The sequence below is a fragment of the Sphingobacterium sp. SG20118 genome, assembly GCF_044740685.1.
Taxonomy (GTDB): Bacteria; Bacteroidota; Bacteroidia; order Sphingobacteriales; family Sphingobacteriaceae; genus Sphingobacterium.
Genome location: NZ_CP172826.1, coordinates 2,516,266 through 2,531,848 on the forward strand (window position 1 = coordinate 2,516,266; position 15,583 = coordinate 2,531,848).

Here is a 15,583-nt window from a genome sequence, read left to right on the forward strand (position 1 = left end):
CTTTCCACTTTATTTTAAAATCAGAAACCCCATACATATGACATTTGGAATATTTGAAACGTTAGCTTTTGCTTGTCTTGTTTTGCTTTTAGGATTTTTTATTGTTAAAAGAGTACGTTTTTTTAGAAACTACAACATCCCCGAGCCCGTTGTTGGAGGATTTTTTATTGCAGTTGTGCTTTATATCTTAAATTCAACTATGGGTCTTAGCTTCAAATTTGAAGGTTCGCTGCAAACGGCAATGATGCTTATCTTCTTTACCTCCATTGGTTTGAGCGCCGAATTTGAAAAGCTAAAAAAGGGAGGAAAACCTTTGTTAATATTCGTTCTCCTAACGGGTACATTCATGCTCGTCCAAAATATTTTTGGCATATCAATAGCATCGTTATTAGGTATAAACCCAAGTTATGGACTGATCGCTGGTTCAATAACACTAACTGGTGGTCATGGAAACTGGTGCAGCATGGGCGCAAAATCTAACGGATATATTCCACATAAATGGCGCCATGGAGCTAGCTATGGCTTGTGCTACGTACGGCTTAGTGATGGGAGGCCTAATAGGTGGCCCAGTTGCAAAAGTGCTGCTGAAAAAGAAAAATATAAAACCAGCCAATGAAGTACAAGAAAAGGAACTTCCTGTAGAAATGTTCGAAAGTCCAGCTTCAAACAGACGAATTAATGTTCGTAACATGATTGAAACGCTGACGATGTTTGCAATTTGCTTATCAATGGGAAACCTACTATATGAGTATTGTAAAGATTCATGGCTCGAACTTCCCAATTTTGTTTGGTGCCTGTTCATTGGCGTTGTCATTCGTAACACGATTAATAGAACATCTAAATATGTCGTAAATGACCATGCGGTAGATGTGCTTGGAAATACGGGCCTATACCTATTCTTAACCATCGCCTTGATGTCATTACAGTTATGGGAATTGGAAGGACTAGCCACTCAGGTATTGATCATACTGGTATTACAAACTGTACTAATGGTACTATTTGCCATGTTTATTACCTTTAGAGTAATGGGAAGTGACTATGATGCCATTGTACTGAGCGCAGGACATTGTGGATTTGGATTAGGTGCAACCCCTACCGCGGTTGCCAATATGCAATCAATAACCGATAAATACGGACCATCGCATAAGGCATTTTTAATCGTACCGATGGTAGGCGCATTTTTTGTTGATATATTAAACAACTTATTCATCAAACTATTTGTAACTTACTTATCTTAAAATATTTATAAACTAACAATTGAACCTTTTAAGAAACAAGCAATTATGAAGAAAATACTAAATCTATCCCTAGCGCTAGTATTGGGCGTATCGGTCCAAGCACAGCATAAATTGGAGAAAATATGGGAAACTGATAGCATCATCAACTTACCCGAATCCGTATTGCCAGATACTAAGGCAGGTATACTCTATGTTTCCATCATGGGTAATAGCGCCGATGAGAAAGATGGCATTGGTGGTATCGGCAAATTAGATCTGAGTGGAAAGGTAATCGATCTGGAATGGATAAATGGGCTCAATTCACCAAAAGGACTTGCTAAACATGGCAATATACTTTATGCAGCCGATATAACAGATGTGGTTGTTATTGATATTCCATCGAGCAAAGTGGTCCGTAAAATCCCTATTGCTGGATCTGTATTTTTAAATGATATCACGGTAAGTGATAAAGGTGTTGTGTATGTCTCAGATTCTAGAACGAAGAAAATCCATCAAATCATCAATAATAAAGATGTCGTATACCTTGAAAATATTGATGGCGTGAATGGGTTGAAAGCAATAGGTAAAGACCTTTACATTGCTGGTGGAAATAAGCAATTATTAAAAGCAAATGAGAAGAAGGAATTAACCACAATAGCAGATATGCCCTGTGGCGGTGATGGTATTGAACCGATTGGCAATGGAGACTTCGTGTACTCATGCTGGGGAGGATATATCTATTATGTACATGCAAATGGAAAATCAGAATTACTATTGGACAGTAGCGCAGAAAAGAAAAATACGGCAGATATAGGTTATGATCCTATCACAAAAATAATCTATGTTCCTACTTTTTTCAAAAAGAGTGTTGCAGCTTACCAGTTGAAATAATTAATGCTAATATCCAAGCTTAATTGAGCGTGCATGTACTCGAAAAGAGCCATGCGCAATTAATACCAAAGCCCAATTTTAAAAGATTGGGCTTTGGTATTTATACCTGCGGAATAGTATTCAGTTTTCCTTTTTTCAGTGTCAACTTATTTTGATGGTTCCTTATTCAATAAGGAGATAAATTTACCATAACCTTTGGCGTCCATTTCAGCTTTAGGAATAAACTTTAACGATGCACTGTTGATACAATATCTCATGCCTCCTTTATCAGCAGGTCCGTCGTTGAAAATATGTCCTAAATGCGCATCTCCTGTTTTGCTTCTTACTTCCGTACGTTGCATTCCATAAGAATTGTCCGAAAGTTCTTTTACCGTCTTTTCATTTATGGGTTTTGAAAAACTGGGCCATCCGCAATCCGATTCAAACTTATCCGTCGAAACAAATAAGGGTTCACCCGTAGTGACGTCGACATAAATACCTTCCCTAAATTCGTTCCAATATGCATTCTCAAAAGCTCTTTCTGTTCCATTTTTCTGAGTTACCTCATATTGAATATCGGTCAGTTCTTTTTTTAGTGTGTTCTTATCTTTCTTTTTATATTCACTTTCTTTAGGAGGATTTGCCTTTTTTGCTAATTCAAACAAAGCAGGTCCAATGTGGCAATAGCCACCTGGATTTTTATCCAAATAATCCTGATGATATGTTTCTGCATCATAGAAACTCTGGATTGGCCCAAATTCGACTACAATCTTTTGATGATAAGTGCTGCCCAATTCTTGAACTTTTTGACGTACTAAACTTTCATCTGCTTGATCAGAAAAGAAAATACCAGTTCGGTATTGGGTCCCTACGTCATTTCCTTGCTGATTGAGCAAGGTTGGGTCGATCGTTTTGAAGTAAAGATCAATTAATAGATCCAAATCAATCACTTCAGGATCATAGATTACTTTTACGGTTTCGGCGGCTCCTGTCACCCCTTTAGAAACCTCCTTGTAAGAGGGCTTCTTAACTGTCCCATTCGCATACCCCACTTCGGTAGCTGTTACACCCCTCACCTGTTTAAAAAAATGCTCAGTCCCCCAAAAGCAGCCCCCTGCAAAATAAATTTCTTTGGTCATTTTATTTTCATCCATCTTTATAGCTGTTTTTGAATCGTTTCCTTTATTCATGAACGTAAACCCCATAGCAGTCAATACAACTCCACCTATACAGCTCACTAATACCATTATAATCTTTTTCATCGTATTGTTTTCAACGTTTACAGAATCTAGAAAATGGTCCTATTGTTTCTTAATACCCCGTTATTTTTTATATTTTTAGCTTCCAATTCTGCTTAAGTAAAGTTAAGGAATAAATTTTTCAATACGATAGATACTGTAAACGTCTGCATGTCGTTTTGGTAAGTTCTGTGCCATAATTCATGTATACGGTTCAAATTTGACAATAAATAAACACTCTTTGGAGAGTTCGGAGGTATTTACTTGGTACAAATTCATCTTCATTTATCCAAGATGAATCAGCGTGAACAACCGAATGAATGATTATTACAAAAAAGAAATGATCAATTAGATAGCTTGTTCATTTGCAGGCTACTGAATTGATCATTCCCTAATTGTAAGACACTGATTTAAAGAGGCATCAAGTATGATTGCTTTCTTTAAGTAGCGCCCATTTAATAGCTTAAAATAGTGTCCATTTGATTGGATATTTTTTTAAGGTAATCGCGATCACCACCTCCTAACTCAACAGTCAACCACCCTCCTTTATAATCCACTTCTTTAAGTGTTTTCATAACAACTGGCCAGTCAATATCTCCTTCGAGCAGTTCTACATTAAAACCGTTTCTTAATCCTTCATCATTCATTTTGACCCGACTAAACTCTTTGGCATGTAGCTTAAATATTTTTTTATTCAACACCTCAATCCAATGTTCGGGCCAACCGTATCGAAGTACATTACCGATGTCGAAGTACCAACCTATTAGCGGGTGATCGATTTCGTCGATAAACATCTTTGCCTCTATCGGGCTCAATATAAAATTATTCCAAACATTTTCCAACCCAATCCGGACTCCCGTTTTCTCGACATATGGAATCAATTTTCGAACTGAATCTAGTGCATTTTTATATGCAGTGCCATAAGAAACCTTCTCATTGACAACTCCTGGCACTACAAGTAACGTATCTCCACCTAATTCCTTTACTTCTTGCAATGACTTAGCAACAGAACCAATTATGAACTGTCGCACTGACGCATCGGGATCAGATAAAGGTTTGGACCAATGATCCTTATTGACAAGACTTGGAATTTCGATTCCAGTTGCTGACTTTGCATGCAACAATTCCTTGATGCTAAAATTGACAGGACTATTGAACTCGATACCATCAAATCCTAAGTCTTTAATCAATTTGAACTTGTCGACCAAAGAAAGTTCTCCTTTAATCATATCATAACCAACACCTTTTTTCAACCATTTAGCATTCATACTCGTAATTGGTAGCTTACTTGCTGATGTGTTAAATATTGGGAAGGCCGCTGCTGCTCCAGCAACAAGGGCAGCTGATTTTATAAATCCTTTTCGATCCATTGCTCTTAAATTGTTGTGTTAATACCTGGAATTGATACTGGTATATCATATTTTAAATCCCATGAGACCTGCTCTGGAAATAATAGCTCGTTAGATGCTAATGCATCCTGAAGGTTTACCTTTTGACCTGTATAAGCAGCCATACGTCCGGCCAATGCGACAAGATTGGATTTCACCATCCAGTCCCCATCGTTTTTAGGCTTATTATTGCGAATAGAAGCAAAAAGCTCATCGTGCTCTTGCTGATACATGCTCCTTGAATTTGATTTTTTATAGGCATTTTCATCCGTAAACTTAGTTTCATCATCATATTTCCAAGGATTTGCTCCTGTAATAAGGTGTTCGCCTGTTCGACAGTCTACAATACATTTCCCATCTTTCCCAATGAGCTCCACAGCATAGGAAGGTGCCGTATTATTCTGTTGTCTACTCGAGAAATAACCTTTTGTGCCATCATCATACTCAAATACGACTGCAAAATGATCATATACATTGCCAAATTTGGGATCTACTCTTTTCTGACGGCCTCCTGTACCGACAACACTTACAGGTAATCGATCACCCATAGCCCATTGTAACATATCGATACTATGGATAGCCTGCTCAATAATGTGATCTCCTGAAAGCCAATTATAGTACAACCAGTTTCTTAATTGATATTCAAAATCTGTCCACTCCGGCTGTCTTTCTTTATACCAAAGTTCACCTGTGTCATACGTGCACGCTGCTGATGTTACGTGACCAATTTGCCCATCCAATACTTTTCCAAAGGTTTGACGCTTTGGAAGATGATAACGCCAACAAAATCCTGCAACCAATGCTAAATTTTTATCTTTTGCTTTTTTCGAAGCTGCGATTACTCTTCTTAACCCTGGGGCATCCACAGCAAATGGTTTCTCGCAGAAGATGTGTTTCCCTGCCTCTACAGATGCTTCCAAATGAGCTGGACGGAATGCTGGCGGTGAAGCCAATATAACAACATCAATGCCTGAAGATAATAATTTCTTGTAAGCATCTAGACCAACAAATTGTTGCTCTTTTTTCACTTGTATTTTTTCACCCATCTTCTCTTTTAAAGTCTTGTACGACTCGTCCAAATGGTCGCCAAAAGCATCTGCCATAGCATGAAGAACTACGTTAGGGTCGGCATTAAGTGCCTCCATAGCCGCTGCTGTACCTCTACCACCGCAACCGATCAGACCTACTTTTAGTGTTTTTGTACTGACGGACCATAGGCTAGTCGACGCCATGGATGTATTCGCTGCAACTACTCCTGCAACGGTCGTTAGACCAACTGCACTTAAAAATTTTCTTCTAGAAAAACTCATAATAGTTATATAATTTTGTTAAGGATTTTGGTTTAATTTATTATTTCTATTAATCTCTGCTTGTGGAATATAAAAAACGACACGATTGTCATTAGCACGAACTATTTGATGGATATCTGTAGTAGGCGTATTGTTTAATGAATGTGTACCAGGATAATTGCGTTCCATAGGCAGGTTGTTTCGGAAAAGATCATAGGCTCTATGTCCTTCAAATGCTAACTCCAAAAAGCGTTCTTCTAAGACAATATCGAGCATAGTTTTTCCAGAAGCTTGTACCTGACTAGCATTGTAGAGCTCATTACCTGCTAAGCCTGCACGTTGACGTAATAAATTGACATCTGCTAATGCAGCAGCATCATTTCCTACTTTGGCTTCTGCTTCTGCCCTGATCAGATATATTTCACCAAGTCGCAAATAAACAGGTGAACTTAAATTAATCTGCCCTTCTTGGCGTGAGTACTTATTGACGTAATACATCGGTGTCGTAGGTGTCAACTTTTGGTTATACTGCAAAACACCGTTTTCAATATAAGGTGTGATAAACCCATTCCTCAAATCATGTGGATGTTGCCCCACAAAATCATAATACTTTTTAGAAGCGTAGATTTCTGCCCAACCACTAACCCCCTGCCCTAAAGGTTTCCCAGAAACATCTCCACTAAAATACATTGAACCAATAGAGGACATGTTACGATCTTCAACCTTGGTATGCCTAATACAAAAAATGGTCTCCCGGTTGTTATCCGGTAAGGACTGAAAATAACCGGCATATTCGTTCCCTTGCAAAAGTGAATAACGATTTGAATTGATGACGAGATTAGCATACTTAATCGCATTGATATTGTCTTCTTTATACAAGTATACGCGTGATAATAAGGCATAGGCAACCTCTTTGGATGCAAAAGAGTTACTTTTATCTTCGGTCATTAATTCTGCTGCTTTAAGCAAATCGCTAATGACAAAATCATAAACTTCTTTTACTTGACTTCGTGTTAGAGAAGCAGACTCTTCATCTGACAACCCTTCTCTTAAAATGGGGACACCTAGATTTGCGCCCTTATTTTGCGGATACGGGCGTCCAAAAATACGAACCAAGTTGAAATGCATCATGGCCCTTAAATAAAGATTTTCACCCTTTAGCTGCAATAGACCTGCTCCGGCATCATCTGGAACAAATGCAATAATTTTGTTAGCTGCAGCAACGACCTTGTAAGCCTGTGACCAAAAATTACTGCAATGTTCTGAAGTATTAATATGGGTATAGCGGTATGCTTTGGTCAGGTCATCACCGGAGGATTGTCCTTGTGCAACCGCATCTCCAGGATATTCCATTAAGAAATGTCCACTGCGTACATAAGCGGCATTTTTTAAAACAGCATAAGTCCCAATTGTGGTGGTTCCTACGTCGGCTTCATTTTTTAAGGCACCTTCTTCATTGATAAATTCTGTCGGATCATAGTATTTCTGACAAGAATAAAGTGACACTGCTAATGCTATAGCGATCAAGGGGGTATAAAATAACGTTAGTTTCATCTTGAAATTGAGTTAGAATGTTAAATTAAGACCGAAAACAATTTTTTTACTAATTGGATATTTAAAACTGGATAGACCAGACACTTGATCTTGCTGACTTAGTGTAACTTCTGGATCAGGTCCTGAAAATTTCGTGGCTGTCCATAGATTGTCGGCACTTACAAATACATGCACACGAGAAAAACCAATTTTGCTCAACAGGGTTTCAGGTAGATTATAGCCCGCTCTGATATTTCTCAATCGAATGTAACTTCCGTCCTCTAAATACCTGGATGAGCCTTGATTTGAATCTTTATTCCCACCAACAATTGGTTTGGGGTGGGTAGCAATATCTCCTTCTTTTTCCCATCGGGTCCATCCTTTCGCCAAAACCATAGAGTTGAAAGCTTCGTATAGACCATCATTATCAAATGAAACACGGGTTTCATTATAGACGTAATTGCCATATACGAAATTGAAGAATGCCGATAGTGTAAAGTCTTTATATCTAAAGTTATTACTTAGACCTCCTGTAAATTTAGGAGCTGCGGATGTGCCTGTAAATTGACGAGAGTCTGAAGTAGCGGCTTCACTATAGACACTGGTTTTTGTGATCGTTTTTGTCCCATTGGCATCAAGCGTTACTTTTTCCCAAAGTGGATCACCATTCTTAGGATCTACTCCTGCCCAAATTGGAAGGTTAAATGCATCCATATCATATCCTACGGCAATTGGTTGTCGAGCACCAGCGTTAAATACTGCAGAACCATCACTCAATTCGAGTACTTTATTTTTATTAAAAGACATATTAAAGCTTGTCTCCCAAGAAAAATTTGGTTTTTGAATATTCTGGGATGTAATATTAAATTCTATACCTCTGTTTTGAACAGATCCTGCATTTACCCATACATAACTATAGCCAGTAGTAGCTGCTAAAGGTTTCCGATATAACAATTCGCTGGATTTCTTATCATACACATCGACACTAATAGCAACACGATTCCAAAGGGAAGCATCAATACCTAGATTAGCAGATCTGATTTTCTCCCAAGTCAAATCTGGATTTCCTTTTTGGAAAGGAGCCGCACCTGGTAAACCACTATAACTGGCATCTTGTGTGATGCTATATAATCCTAAAGCTGCATAATTTGAAATACCATCTGCATTACCTACAGTTCCATAACTCGCCCTTATTTTAGCAAATGTTAACGTCTGGTTATCTTTCAAAAATTCTTCTCCACTCATCAACCAAGAAGCTCCAAACTGAGCAAAATTGGCTGTAGGATTATTTCTTCCAAATTTTGATGAAAATTCATTCACAAAAGATCCAATCAAAAAATACTTATTGTCATAATTATAATCTGCTTGTGCCAGGTATTTTCTAAATCCAACTTGGTCTGTAGCACCATTTGGATTCGTCAAGACTCCTGTAGCAACTGACATCACATCTCGACCTGCTGGCAATCCTTTACCGGATACATCTAACCATCCCGATGTAGTGGTCTCTACTTCAGCAGCCCCTAATAAGGCTAGGTTATGTAAACCAAATTCTTCAACATAACGAATACGATTGGACGTTAAAAAACGGTTTGAATTTGTTGTTCCATTATACAATTCGCCAATATTGGCTCCTCCGGGTTTTGTACGTCTGTCAAAATATCGAGCTGATTTACCATTTGAAACCTGTACCCGATTGTAACTTGATAATGTAATCTTACTACTTAGTTTATAATCTAAATTCAAATCCCCTGCAACGACCCAATTGTCATTTTTGTTATAGTTATATTGCAAAGAGTGTAAATAATTGTCTTTTTCTCTTCCTAACCAATTCGGATCAAAACGGGCATCAATCGGTTCGCCGTTACTATCATAAGCAGGATCAAAGGGAAGATTTATGTAGGCGCCATATTTAGTTTCACTATGCTCTAATTTATTCTTGTTTACCGTACCGTTAATGAATACGGATACTTTGAGTCGGTCATTGATTTGAGCATTCATATTATTACGGAAATTAAAAACTTCTTGGCCGGTACCTTTTAATGTTCCTGTTTCTCGATAATATACTGCAGATGTATAATATTGTACTTTTTCAGAACCACCTGAAATCGATAGGTTATCGGTATTGATATGTCCAGTTCCAAACGCTTGGCCCCACCAATCGGTATTATTATCCAATACACTTGGCGCACGATTATAAAAGGTTTTTTGATAGTCATAAAGCTCTTGCGAATTCATCAAACGAAAATTACCCGTTGTTGGATTGGTAAATCCAACTGAATTATTAAATTCAATCTGTGTCTTACCGGGTCTGCCCATTTTGGTGTTGACAATGATTACTCCATTTGCTGCTCGAGAACCGTATAATCCTGTAGCTGCTACATCCCTCAATATTGAAACAGATTCGATATCTGCAGCATTGTAACTACCGCCAATATTGCCATCGACGACAACAAGTGGTGCTGTACTGGCAGAAATTGTACCCGCCCCCCTGATTAGAATCTTCGGTTCACTTGAAGGGTCACCAGAAACCGCTTGATACAACAACCCCTGGTGCTTTACCCTGAAGCATACTACCCAAATCATTTGAGGTTACATCTTTTAGCTTTTGCGCAGAAAGATTACTAATGGCACTTGATAAGTATTTCATCTTCTGAGAAGAATAACCAACGACAACCACCTCTTCTAAATTATCGACATCGGATTCCAACGCCACATCAATACGCGTCTGAGTTCCAATGGTAATTTCCTGACTCTTATAACCCACAATTGAAAAGAGTAAAGTTTGCCCTTGTTCAGGAACTTGAAGGGTATAATGACCTTCATTATCTGTTGAAGTACCTATTGCTGTCCCTTTTACCACTACACTGACACCGGGCATAGGCAAATTCTCCAAATCTACGATACGTCCAGTAATCACTTTTTGTTGATTAGATTTTACTCCTAAATTTGCACTATAGGAAACCATATGATGCGTATTCTTTATCTCTTTGATGAGAACCGTATTTTTATCGATCTCAAAGGATAATTTACTGCCTGAAAGCACTTTAATCAAGGCTTCATGAAATGGTACTGCTTTGGTATAGATGGTGACACGTTTACTATTTTTATTGATTAATGTACTATTATACAGAAGGTCTAAACCCGTTTGTTTTTGAATCTCTTCTAAAACAACACCTAATGATGCATTTTTAAAATTTAGAGATACTTTTTGCTCGAAGGTGGAAGCATTTACCTGAATAACCATTACCAGTAGGAAAAAGGTAATTATTGTTACGGTAACAAAACCCATAATCGTGGATCTCCGTGCGGATACACGAATATTAAAATAGAATTTATACATAAGGTTAGCGTTTGTTGATAAAAGTTTATTTTTTAGGTCATTATTAAATAATATCACGAAACATTCAATTTGAAAGTATTGAGCGGACTTCCATTTTTATTTTTTACTCTTTTTATTTCATAACATAGACCCTCCCTTCTCTAATATTAAATCTGTAATTGGAAATTTTTTCAAGTTGGTTTAGGAGATCGGACAATTTTTTAGTACGTACTATGGTACCACTAAATCGATCATGAGTGGACTCCTCTATTTCATAGTCTTTGATATTATACCAAGTTTGGATCTTCTCTAAAACAGTATAAATATCATCTTCTCTAAATTTAAATTTTCCGTCTTTCCAAGCAATTACGTCATGAACATGAACATACTGACTGCTGATAATCCCAGTTTTCTGATTTGTTATCGCCTGGGTACCCGGATTTATTAAAAGCTTGTTTCTCCTGACCTTTACTTCAACAGAAACCTTCTACCAACGTGGTTAGCACATTATCATTGGCTAAATTGGTCGCTACATTAAATTTGGTACCCAATACATTCACCTGAGTGGATTTTGCTGTTACGACAAAAGGTTTTAATGCATTGTGTGTTACATCAAAATAAACCTCGCCATCGATGGTAACTTCTCTATTGCTTTCTGTAAACCGAGTGGGATAACTGATTGTTGAACCGGAATTAAGCCAAACCTGGGTACCATCAACTAAAACCAAGCGAGACATTGATCCTTTGGGAGAATAAAATGTTTGACGCTGCTCAAGTCCCAGTGGGGCTTCTATAATGTTAAATACAGTATCACCTTCGGTAGTGACAGTAACCTGTATACCTCTTTTTGCTAACAGCTTAGCATCTAAATCTGATAAAGAATACGTAACCCCGTCTTCAAATAGTATGCATGCTTTATTATGGCTGGGCAAAATAACATCCTCTAAAGCGGAGTGCTTTCCATGATCAGCTTCATAATTTTCATGAATGAGATAGGTACTAAAAATGCCAAAGGCCAGTACCGTTGCTGCTACTGCAATTGGTTTTTTTAGAAGTGTGAAAAGATTGAATGACCTCTTCAATGAAATTTTTGGATTACAGTTTACACTATTGCCATGTAAATGATCCAACCTTACTTGGACACGATCAGCTATAGCTTGATAGTGCGATGGATATTCATCTAATTCCTCTTTTGAAAATTCTTCTAAAATACGTTTGCTAAACCCAATACAATCTTTTTGTTGAAAATAATCCATCAACAACTGCAGCTCTTGTTGGGTTGCAACACCTTCAAGATACTTATTAAATATAGCGTTAAATCCTTCGTTAGCTTTCAACTTATAATGGTTTTATAAGCTAATACGGACAACGATCAATAAGTACCTACTTCAAAATGAAAAATTATAAGATTTTAGAAAGAAATAAACAAACCAGTATGATATTGGTCTTATAAAAAGGTAATTCATGCCTCAATATGGTATTGGCTTTCGTTAAATGATTATTAACGGTTGACTTGCTTATGTTTAATAGATGGCTTATCTCTTCATAGCTTTTACCTTCAATCTTATATAACCTGAATACCTTTTGGCATTGTGTAGGTAGTTTGTCTATAGCATACATTAAGCTCTGCTCAGCTTGTTTATATAAAAGATCTTCTTCGATATGCATATAATTTTCAACGTTGTTTGCAATAAAATCTTGACGATGTTTTTGATCTAAAGCAATGCGTCGAAAATGGTCACACACGAGATTCTGTGCTACTAAAAAAAGGAAAGATTTAAAGGAACGATCAGGATCTATGCGTTCTCTAATTGTCCAAACACGTGTGAAAAGTTCTTGTAGAATTTCTTCGGCAATCTCCTCAGTTTTCACCAATCGGATAATACGGCCCAATAACCGTAAACTATATAATTGATATATACACTGAAATGCCTTATAATTGCCGTTCTTTAAAAGCAGCAACAATTGTTTTTCATCTGTCTGATTTTTCAATTCTTCCACGTGCAAAGGAATATATCTCTAAAAAGTAATTGGTTATAACCAAATATAGGAATATTCTCGCAAATCAAACATAATAGATTTTGATATTATTCATTATTATTAATATCGAATTTCTATCGTTAAGATTACCATTTATAGCGTAATAACTTGTCGTTGAAATCACCTGTTTCGAAATACTTATTTATGGTATTTAAATATAAAAGAATCAATTAGGTGTGTTATATATAAAAAACAATTCAGATAAATTACCAGTCATGTGCTTTAATGGTTACCACTTTTTCAAAGCGACCATGATTACTAACTGAAACCGGCCTCCATTGGTCTTCTGTAATCAGGTAGGGAATACCATTCTCATATTTTAGCATACTTTTGCTGTCGATTTCAATGACATGCTCAAGTGCTTGAAAGTCAATCACGGCAATCGTATGTAGAAATTCTTTTGATAGGCTAGACTTTGTATGATAGATATTACCACAACAAACAACTTGCCCTGTGGCGCTATGGCTGTTTTGTGTCAGTAATGTACATACCAGTTTTCTAGGAATATATTCCCTAATTTTTGTTTGCCTATTCCATATTTTATAAGCTGCTTCTTTCATGCTCCATAATAACCATATGATCATTTCGGTATCCAGATTATTTGCTATTAGCAATTGTTCCTCATCTGCGAATAATTTTTGTATAAATCCCTTACGCTGCCAGTTACTATCTAGCCGAGATTGACAGATATCTACAACATCATTACCGATCATTTTTCAGCAAGTTTGGTTTCAATAATCTCAACGGCAGATCTTACATTAAGCATGCGCTCCATATCAGCATTGTCAATATTCACATCAAAACTTTCTTCAATATCCAATACGATATCTACAAGATTGGCCGAATTGACATTCAGGTCATGGATAAAGTCGGTATCTTCAGTAAGGTTCTCAAGAGCTTCATCATTTGTGGTATAAGGCTTTATAATATCTTTTAACTTCGCGATAAGGTGTTCTCTATTCATAAGATTAGTTTTTAAATTTTTTAAATATTATACAGGCATTTACATCGCCAAATCCAAAGCTTGCTTTGGCTATGATATCTAGATTTAAATTAAATGTTTTTAATGGTATTTTTGAAGGCGCTATCAGTGTTGTGATCTCTTGCTGCAAATCAATGCAATTTTTATTGCCAAATAGGAACCCTTCATGCAGCTGCAGGACAGAAGCCACACTCTCTATACTTCCGGCTGCACTTAGACAGTGCCCCGTCATGCCTTTTAAGGAATTAATATAGGGGAATGACACTCCACGCCGTCCCAGTGCTTTAGTCCAGTTTTCGATTTCGAGACTATCTTTTACTGTTGCAGTAAGATGGCCATTTATGGCATCAACATCATTTCCTGTGATACCTGCATTTTTAAGTGCCTCGATAATGCATCGTTGGACTGCAATACTGTTAGGAGCGGTCATGCTACCCGTACCGCGCTGCCCTCCCGAGTTGACATGACCACCTAATATCTCGGCATAAATGGTGGCGCCGCGCTGCAAGGCACTTTCCAAATCTTCAATGATCAATGCTCCTGCCCCACTACCGGGAACAAAACCTGAGGATGTTGCACTCATAGGGCGAGATCCTTGTTCTGGTCGGTCATTATAACTTGAGCAGCATACGCGGAGGGCATCAAAGCCAGCCCAGATGTAAGGACCACTGTCTCCAGTACTGCCCGCCAATATGCGTTTTGCTTGACCTAATCGAATTCGGTCATAAGCCATCATAATAGCTTCGGTACCTGTTGCACAGGCCGAGGAATTGGTAGTTACTTGATTCCCAAGTCCTAATTTTCCCCCGAGATATGCACTGATGCCACTGTTCATGGTTTGAGCAACTACCGTGCTACCCAATCTACGGGTCTGCAGAGCGTCTATTTTATAGATGCTTTCTCTAAATTTGTCAATGCCTGATGTGCCAGAGCCAAAAATGGCACCACTATCCCAATCGGGTTCTTCATTTTTTGTCATGGATAATCCCGCATCTTTCCACGCTTCGACCCCTGCAATAACGCCATACAGTATCCCTGTGCTGTCGAAACCCCGAAGTTCGAGATCGGTAAAATACTCCGACTTCAGTTCATCAGTAACTTGAGGCTTTCCTGCTATTTGGCAGGAGAACTGCAGTTCTTGCAATTGTGGATCGTGTCTTATACCTGAAACGCCATTTTTAATAGCTTTGTTGAATGCTTTTACACCAACACCATTGGGAGCTACGACCCCCAATCCTGTTATGACAACTCTGTTCATAGCTTACTGGTTATTATGCCTGCTAAAATGCCTTTACACACCTCCTGTCCTGTTTCATTTTTCATAACGACATCGCACTTGAGTTTACCAAATCTGAAAAATATTTTTCGAGAAGTTACCGTAACTTTTTCTTTTGGATATACTGGTTTTAAAAACTGCATATCGGCAGAGGTAAAGACAATGATAGCCTCTTCTGTTGGCTCATTTTGGAGTAGGAAAATTCCCAGACTGACCAGACCTATCTGTGCCATGGTCTCTGTTAAGATCACTCCCGGGGTAATCGGATTATTTTTAAAATAGCCTTTGTAAAATTCAAGATTTTCAGCAAAAGTATAGGTGCCTATGATACCATTTTCATCCACATGAAGGAGTTCGTCTACGAATAAAAAAGGTTTACTGTATGGCAATTGTGCTCTAATATCCTTTAATTCCATGGTTCGTTTTTTAGC

The 15,583-nt window shown here is 37.7% G+C and carries 16 protein-coding genes and 1 pseudogene; 3 read left to right on the forward strand and 14 right to left on the reverse strand.

Features of this window, described 5'->3' with window-relative positions:
* Positions 1 to 37 precede the first annotated feature (37 nt).
* From ACFX5U_RS11745 to ACFX5U_RS11755, 3 genes are read left to right on the forward strand one after another with little or no spacing between them, the layout of a single operon-like run.
* Positions 38 to 616 (forward strand): sodium/glutamate symporter, encoded by a 579-nt coding sequence (locus ACFX5U_RS11745; RefSeq protein WP_400260788.1) that lies wholly within the window; start codon positions 38 to 40, stop codon positions 614 to 616.
* The gene (gene gltS, locus ACFX5U_RS11750) at positions 507 to 1,238 is read left to right on the forward strand and encodes a sodium/glutamate symporter (protein ID WP_400260789.1); all 732 of its coding nucleotides are present in this window, start codon (positions 507 to 509) and stop codon (positions 1,236 to 1,238) included. Before ACFX5U_RS11745 ends, gltS begins: the two co-directional genes overlap by 110 nt.
* Positions 1,239 to 1,283: 45 nt before the next feature.
* Positions 1,284 to 2,108 (forward strand): ATP-binding protein, encoded by an 825-nt coding sequence (locus tag ACFX5U_RS11755; RefSeq protein ID WP_400260790.1) that lies wholly within the window; start codon positions 1,284 to 1,286, stop codon positions 2,106 to 2,108.
* 146 nt (positions 2,109 to 2,254) lie between these two features.
* Here the strand turns inward: ACFX5U_RS11755 and msrB are convergent, their stop codons facing one another.
* From msrB to ACFX5U_RS11825, 14 genes and pseudogenes are all read right to left on the reverse strand, one after another.
* A complete protein-coding gene (gene msrB / locus ACFX5U_RS11760; RefSeq protein WP_400263588.1) occupies positions 2,255 to 2,752 on the reverse strand; it encodes a peptide-methionine (R)-S-oxide reductase MsrB in 498 nt (165 codons plus the stop codon).
* A 24-nt stretch (positions 2,753 to 2,776) separates the two neighbouring features.
* Positions 2,777 to 3,349 (reverse strand): annotated as a pseudogene (gene msrA / locus ACFX5U_RS11765) (peptide-methionine (S)-S-oxide reductase MsrA); the annotation flags it as partial.
* A gap of 431 nt (positions 3,350 to 3,780) precedes the next feature.
* On the reverse strand, positions 3,781 to 4,695 hold the full coding sequence (locus tag ACFX5U_RS11770) for a sugar phosphate isomerase/epimerase family protein (RefSeq protein WP_400260791.1): 915 nt from the start codon (positions 4,693 to 4,695) through the stop codon (positions 3,781 to 3,783).
* 5 nt (positions 4,696 to 4,700) lie between these two features.
* On the reverse strand, positions 4,701 to 6,023 hold the full coding sequence (locus ACFX5U_RS11775) for a Gfo/Idh/MocA family oxidoreductase (protein ID WP_280567332.1): 1,323 nt from the start codon (positions 6,021 to 6,023) through the stop codon (positions 4,701 to 4,703).
* An 18-nt stretch (positions 6,024 to 6,041) separates the two neighbouring features.
* On the reverse strand, positions 6,042 to 7,556 hold the full coding sequence (locus ACFX5U_RS11780; protein ID WP_038698670.1) for a RagB/SusD family nutrient uptake outer membrane protein: 1,515 nt from the start codon (positions 7,554 to 7,556) through the stop codon (positions 6,042 to 6,044).
* Between the two features lie 12 nt (positions 7,557 to 7,568).
* Entirely contained in the window at positions 7,569 to 10,079 is a 2,511-nt protein-coding gene (locus ACFX5U_RS11785; RefSeq protein WP_400260792.1) for a SusC/RagA family TonB-linked outer membrane protein, read from the reverse strand.
* Complete coding sequence (locus ACFX5U_RS11790) at positions 10,054 to 10,875, reverse strand: carboxypeptidase-like regulatory domain-containing protein (RefSeq protein ID WP_400260793.1); 822 nt, start codon at positions 10,873 to 10,875, stop codon at positions 10,054 to 10,056. Before ACFX5U_RS11790 ends, ACFX5U_RS11785 begins: the two co-directional genes overlap by 26 nt.
* 112 nt (positions 10,876 to 10,987) lie before the next feature.
* The gene (locus tag ACFX5U_RS11795; RefSeq protein WP_400263589.1) at positions 10,988 to 11,299 is read right to left on the reverse strand and encodes a FecR domain-containing protein; all 312 of its coding nucleotides are present in this window, start codon (positions 11,297 to 11,299) and stop codon (positions 10,988 to 10,990) included.
* A 28-nt stretch (positions 11,300 to 11,327) separates the two neighbouring features.
* Positions 11,328 to 12,191 (reverse strand): FecR family protein, encoded by an 864-nt coding sequence (locus ACFX5U_RS11800; RefSeq protein WP_400260794.1) that lies wholly within the window; start codon positions 12,189 to 12,191, stop codon positions 11,328 to 11,330.
* 64 nt (positions 12,192 to 12,255) lie between these two features.
* On the reverse strand, positions 12,256 to 12,855 hold the full coding sequence (locus tag ACFX5U_RS11805; RefSeq protein ID WP_280567320.1) for an RNA polymerase sigma-70 factor: 600 nt from the start codon (positions 12,853 to 12,855) through the stop codon (positions 12,256 to 12,258).
* A 245-nt stretch (positions 12,856 to 13,100) separates the two neighbouring features.
* Complete coding sequence (locus tag ACFX5U_RS11810; protein WP_400260795.1) at positions 13,101 to 13,607, reverse strand: 4'-phosphopantetheinyl transferase superfamily protein; 507 nt, start codon at positions 13,605 to 13,607, stop codon at positions 13,101 to 13,103.
* Positions 13,604 to 13,858: an acyl carrier protein gene (locus tag ACFX5U_RS11815; protein ID WP_400260796.1), complete on the reverse strand. Its 255-nt coding sequence runs from the start codon at positions 13,856 to 13,858 to the stop codon at positions 13,604 to 13,606. The genes ACFX5U_RS11810 and ACFX5U_RS11815 overlap by 4 nt, the downstream gene beginning before the upstream one ends.
* A gap of 4 nt (positions 13,859 to 13,862) precedes the next feature.
* A complete protein-coding gene (locus tag ACFX5U_RS11820) occupies positions 13,863 to 15,134 on the reverse strand; it encodes a beta-ketoacyl-[acyl-carrier-protein] synthase family protein (RefSeq protein WP_400260797.1) in 1,272 nt (423 codons plus the stop codon).
* On the reverse strand, positions 15,131 to 15,568 hold the full coding sequence (locus ACFX5U_RS11825; protein ID WP_400260798.1) for a 3-hydroxyacyl-ACP dehydratase FabZ family protein: 438 nt from the start codon (positions 15,566 to 15,568) through the stop codon (positions 15,131 to 15,133). Before ACFX5U_RS11825 ends, ACFX5U_RS11820 begins: the two co-directional genes overlap by 4 nt.
* Positions 15,569 to 15,583: the final 15 nt, after the last annotated feature.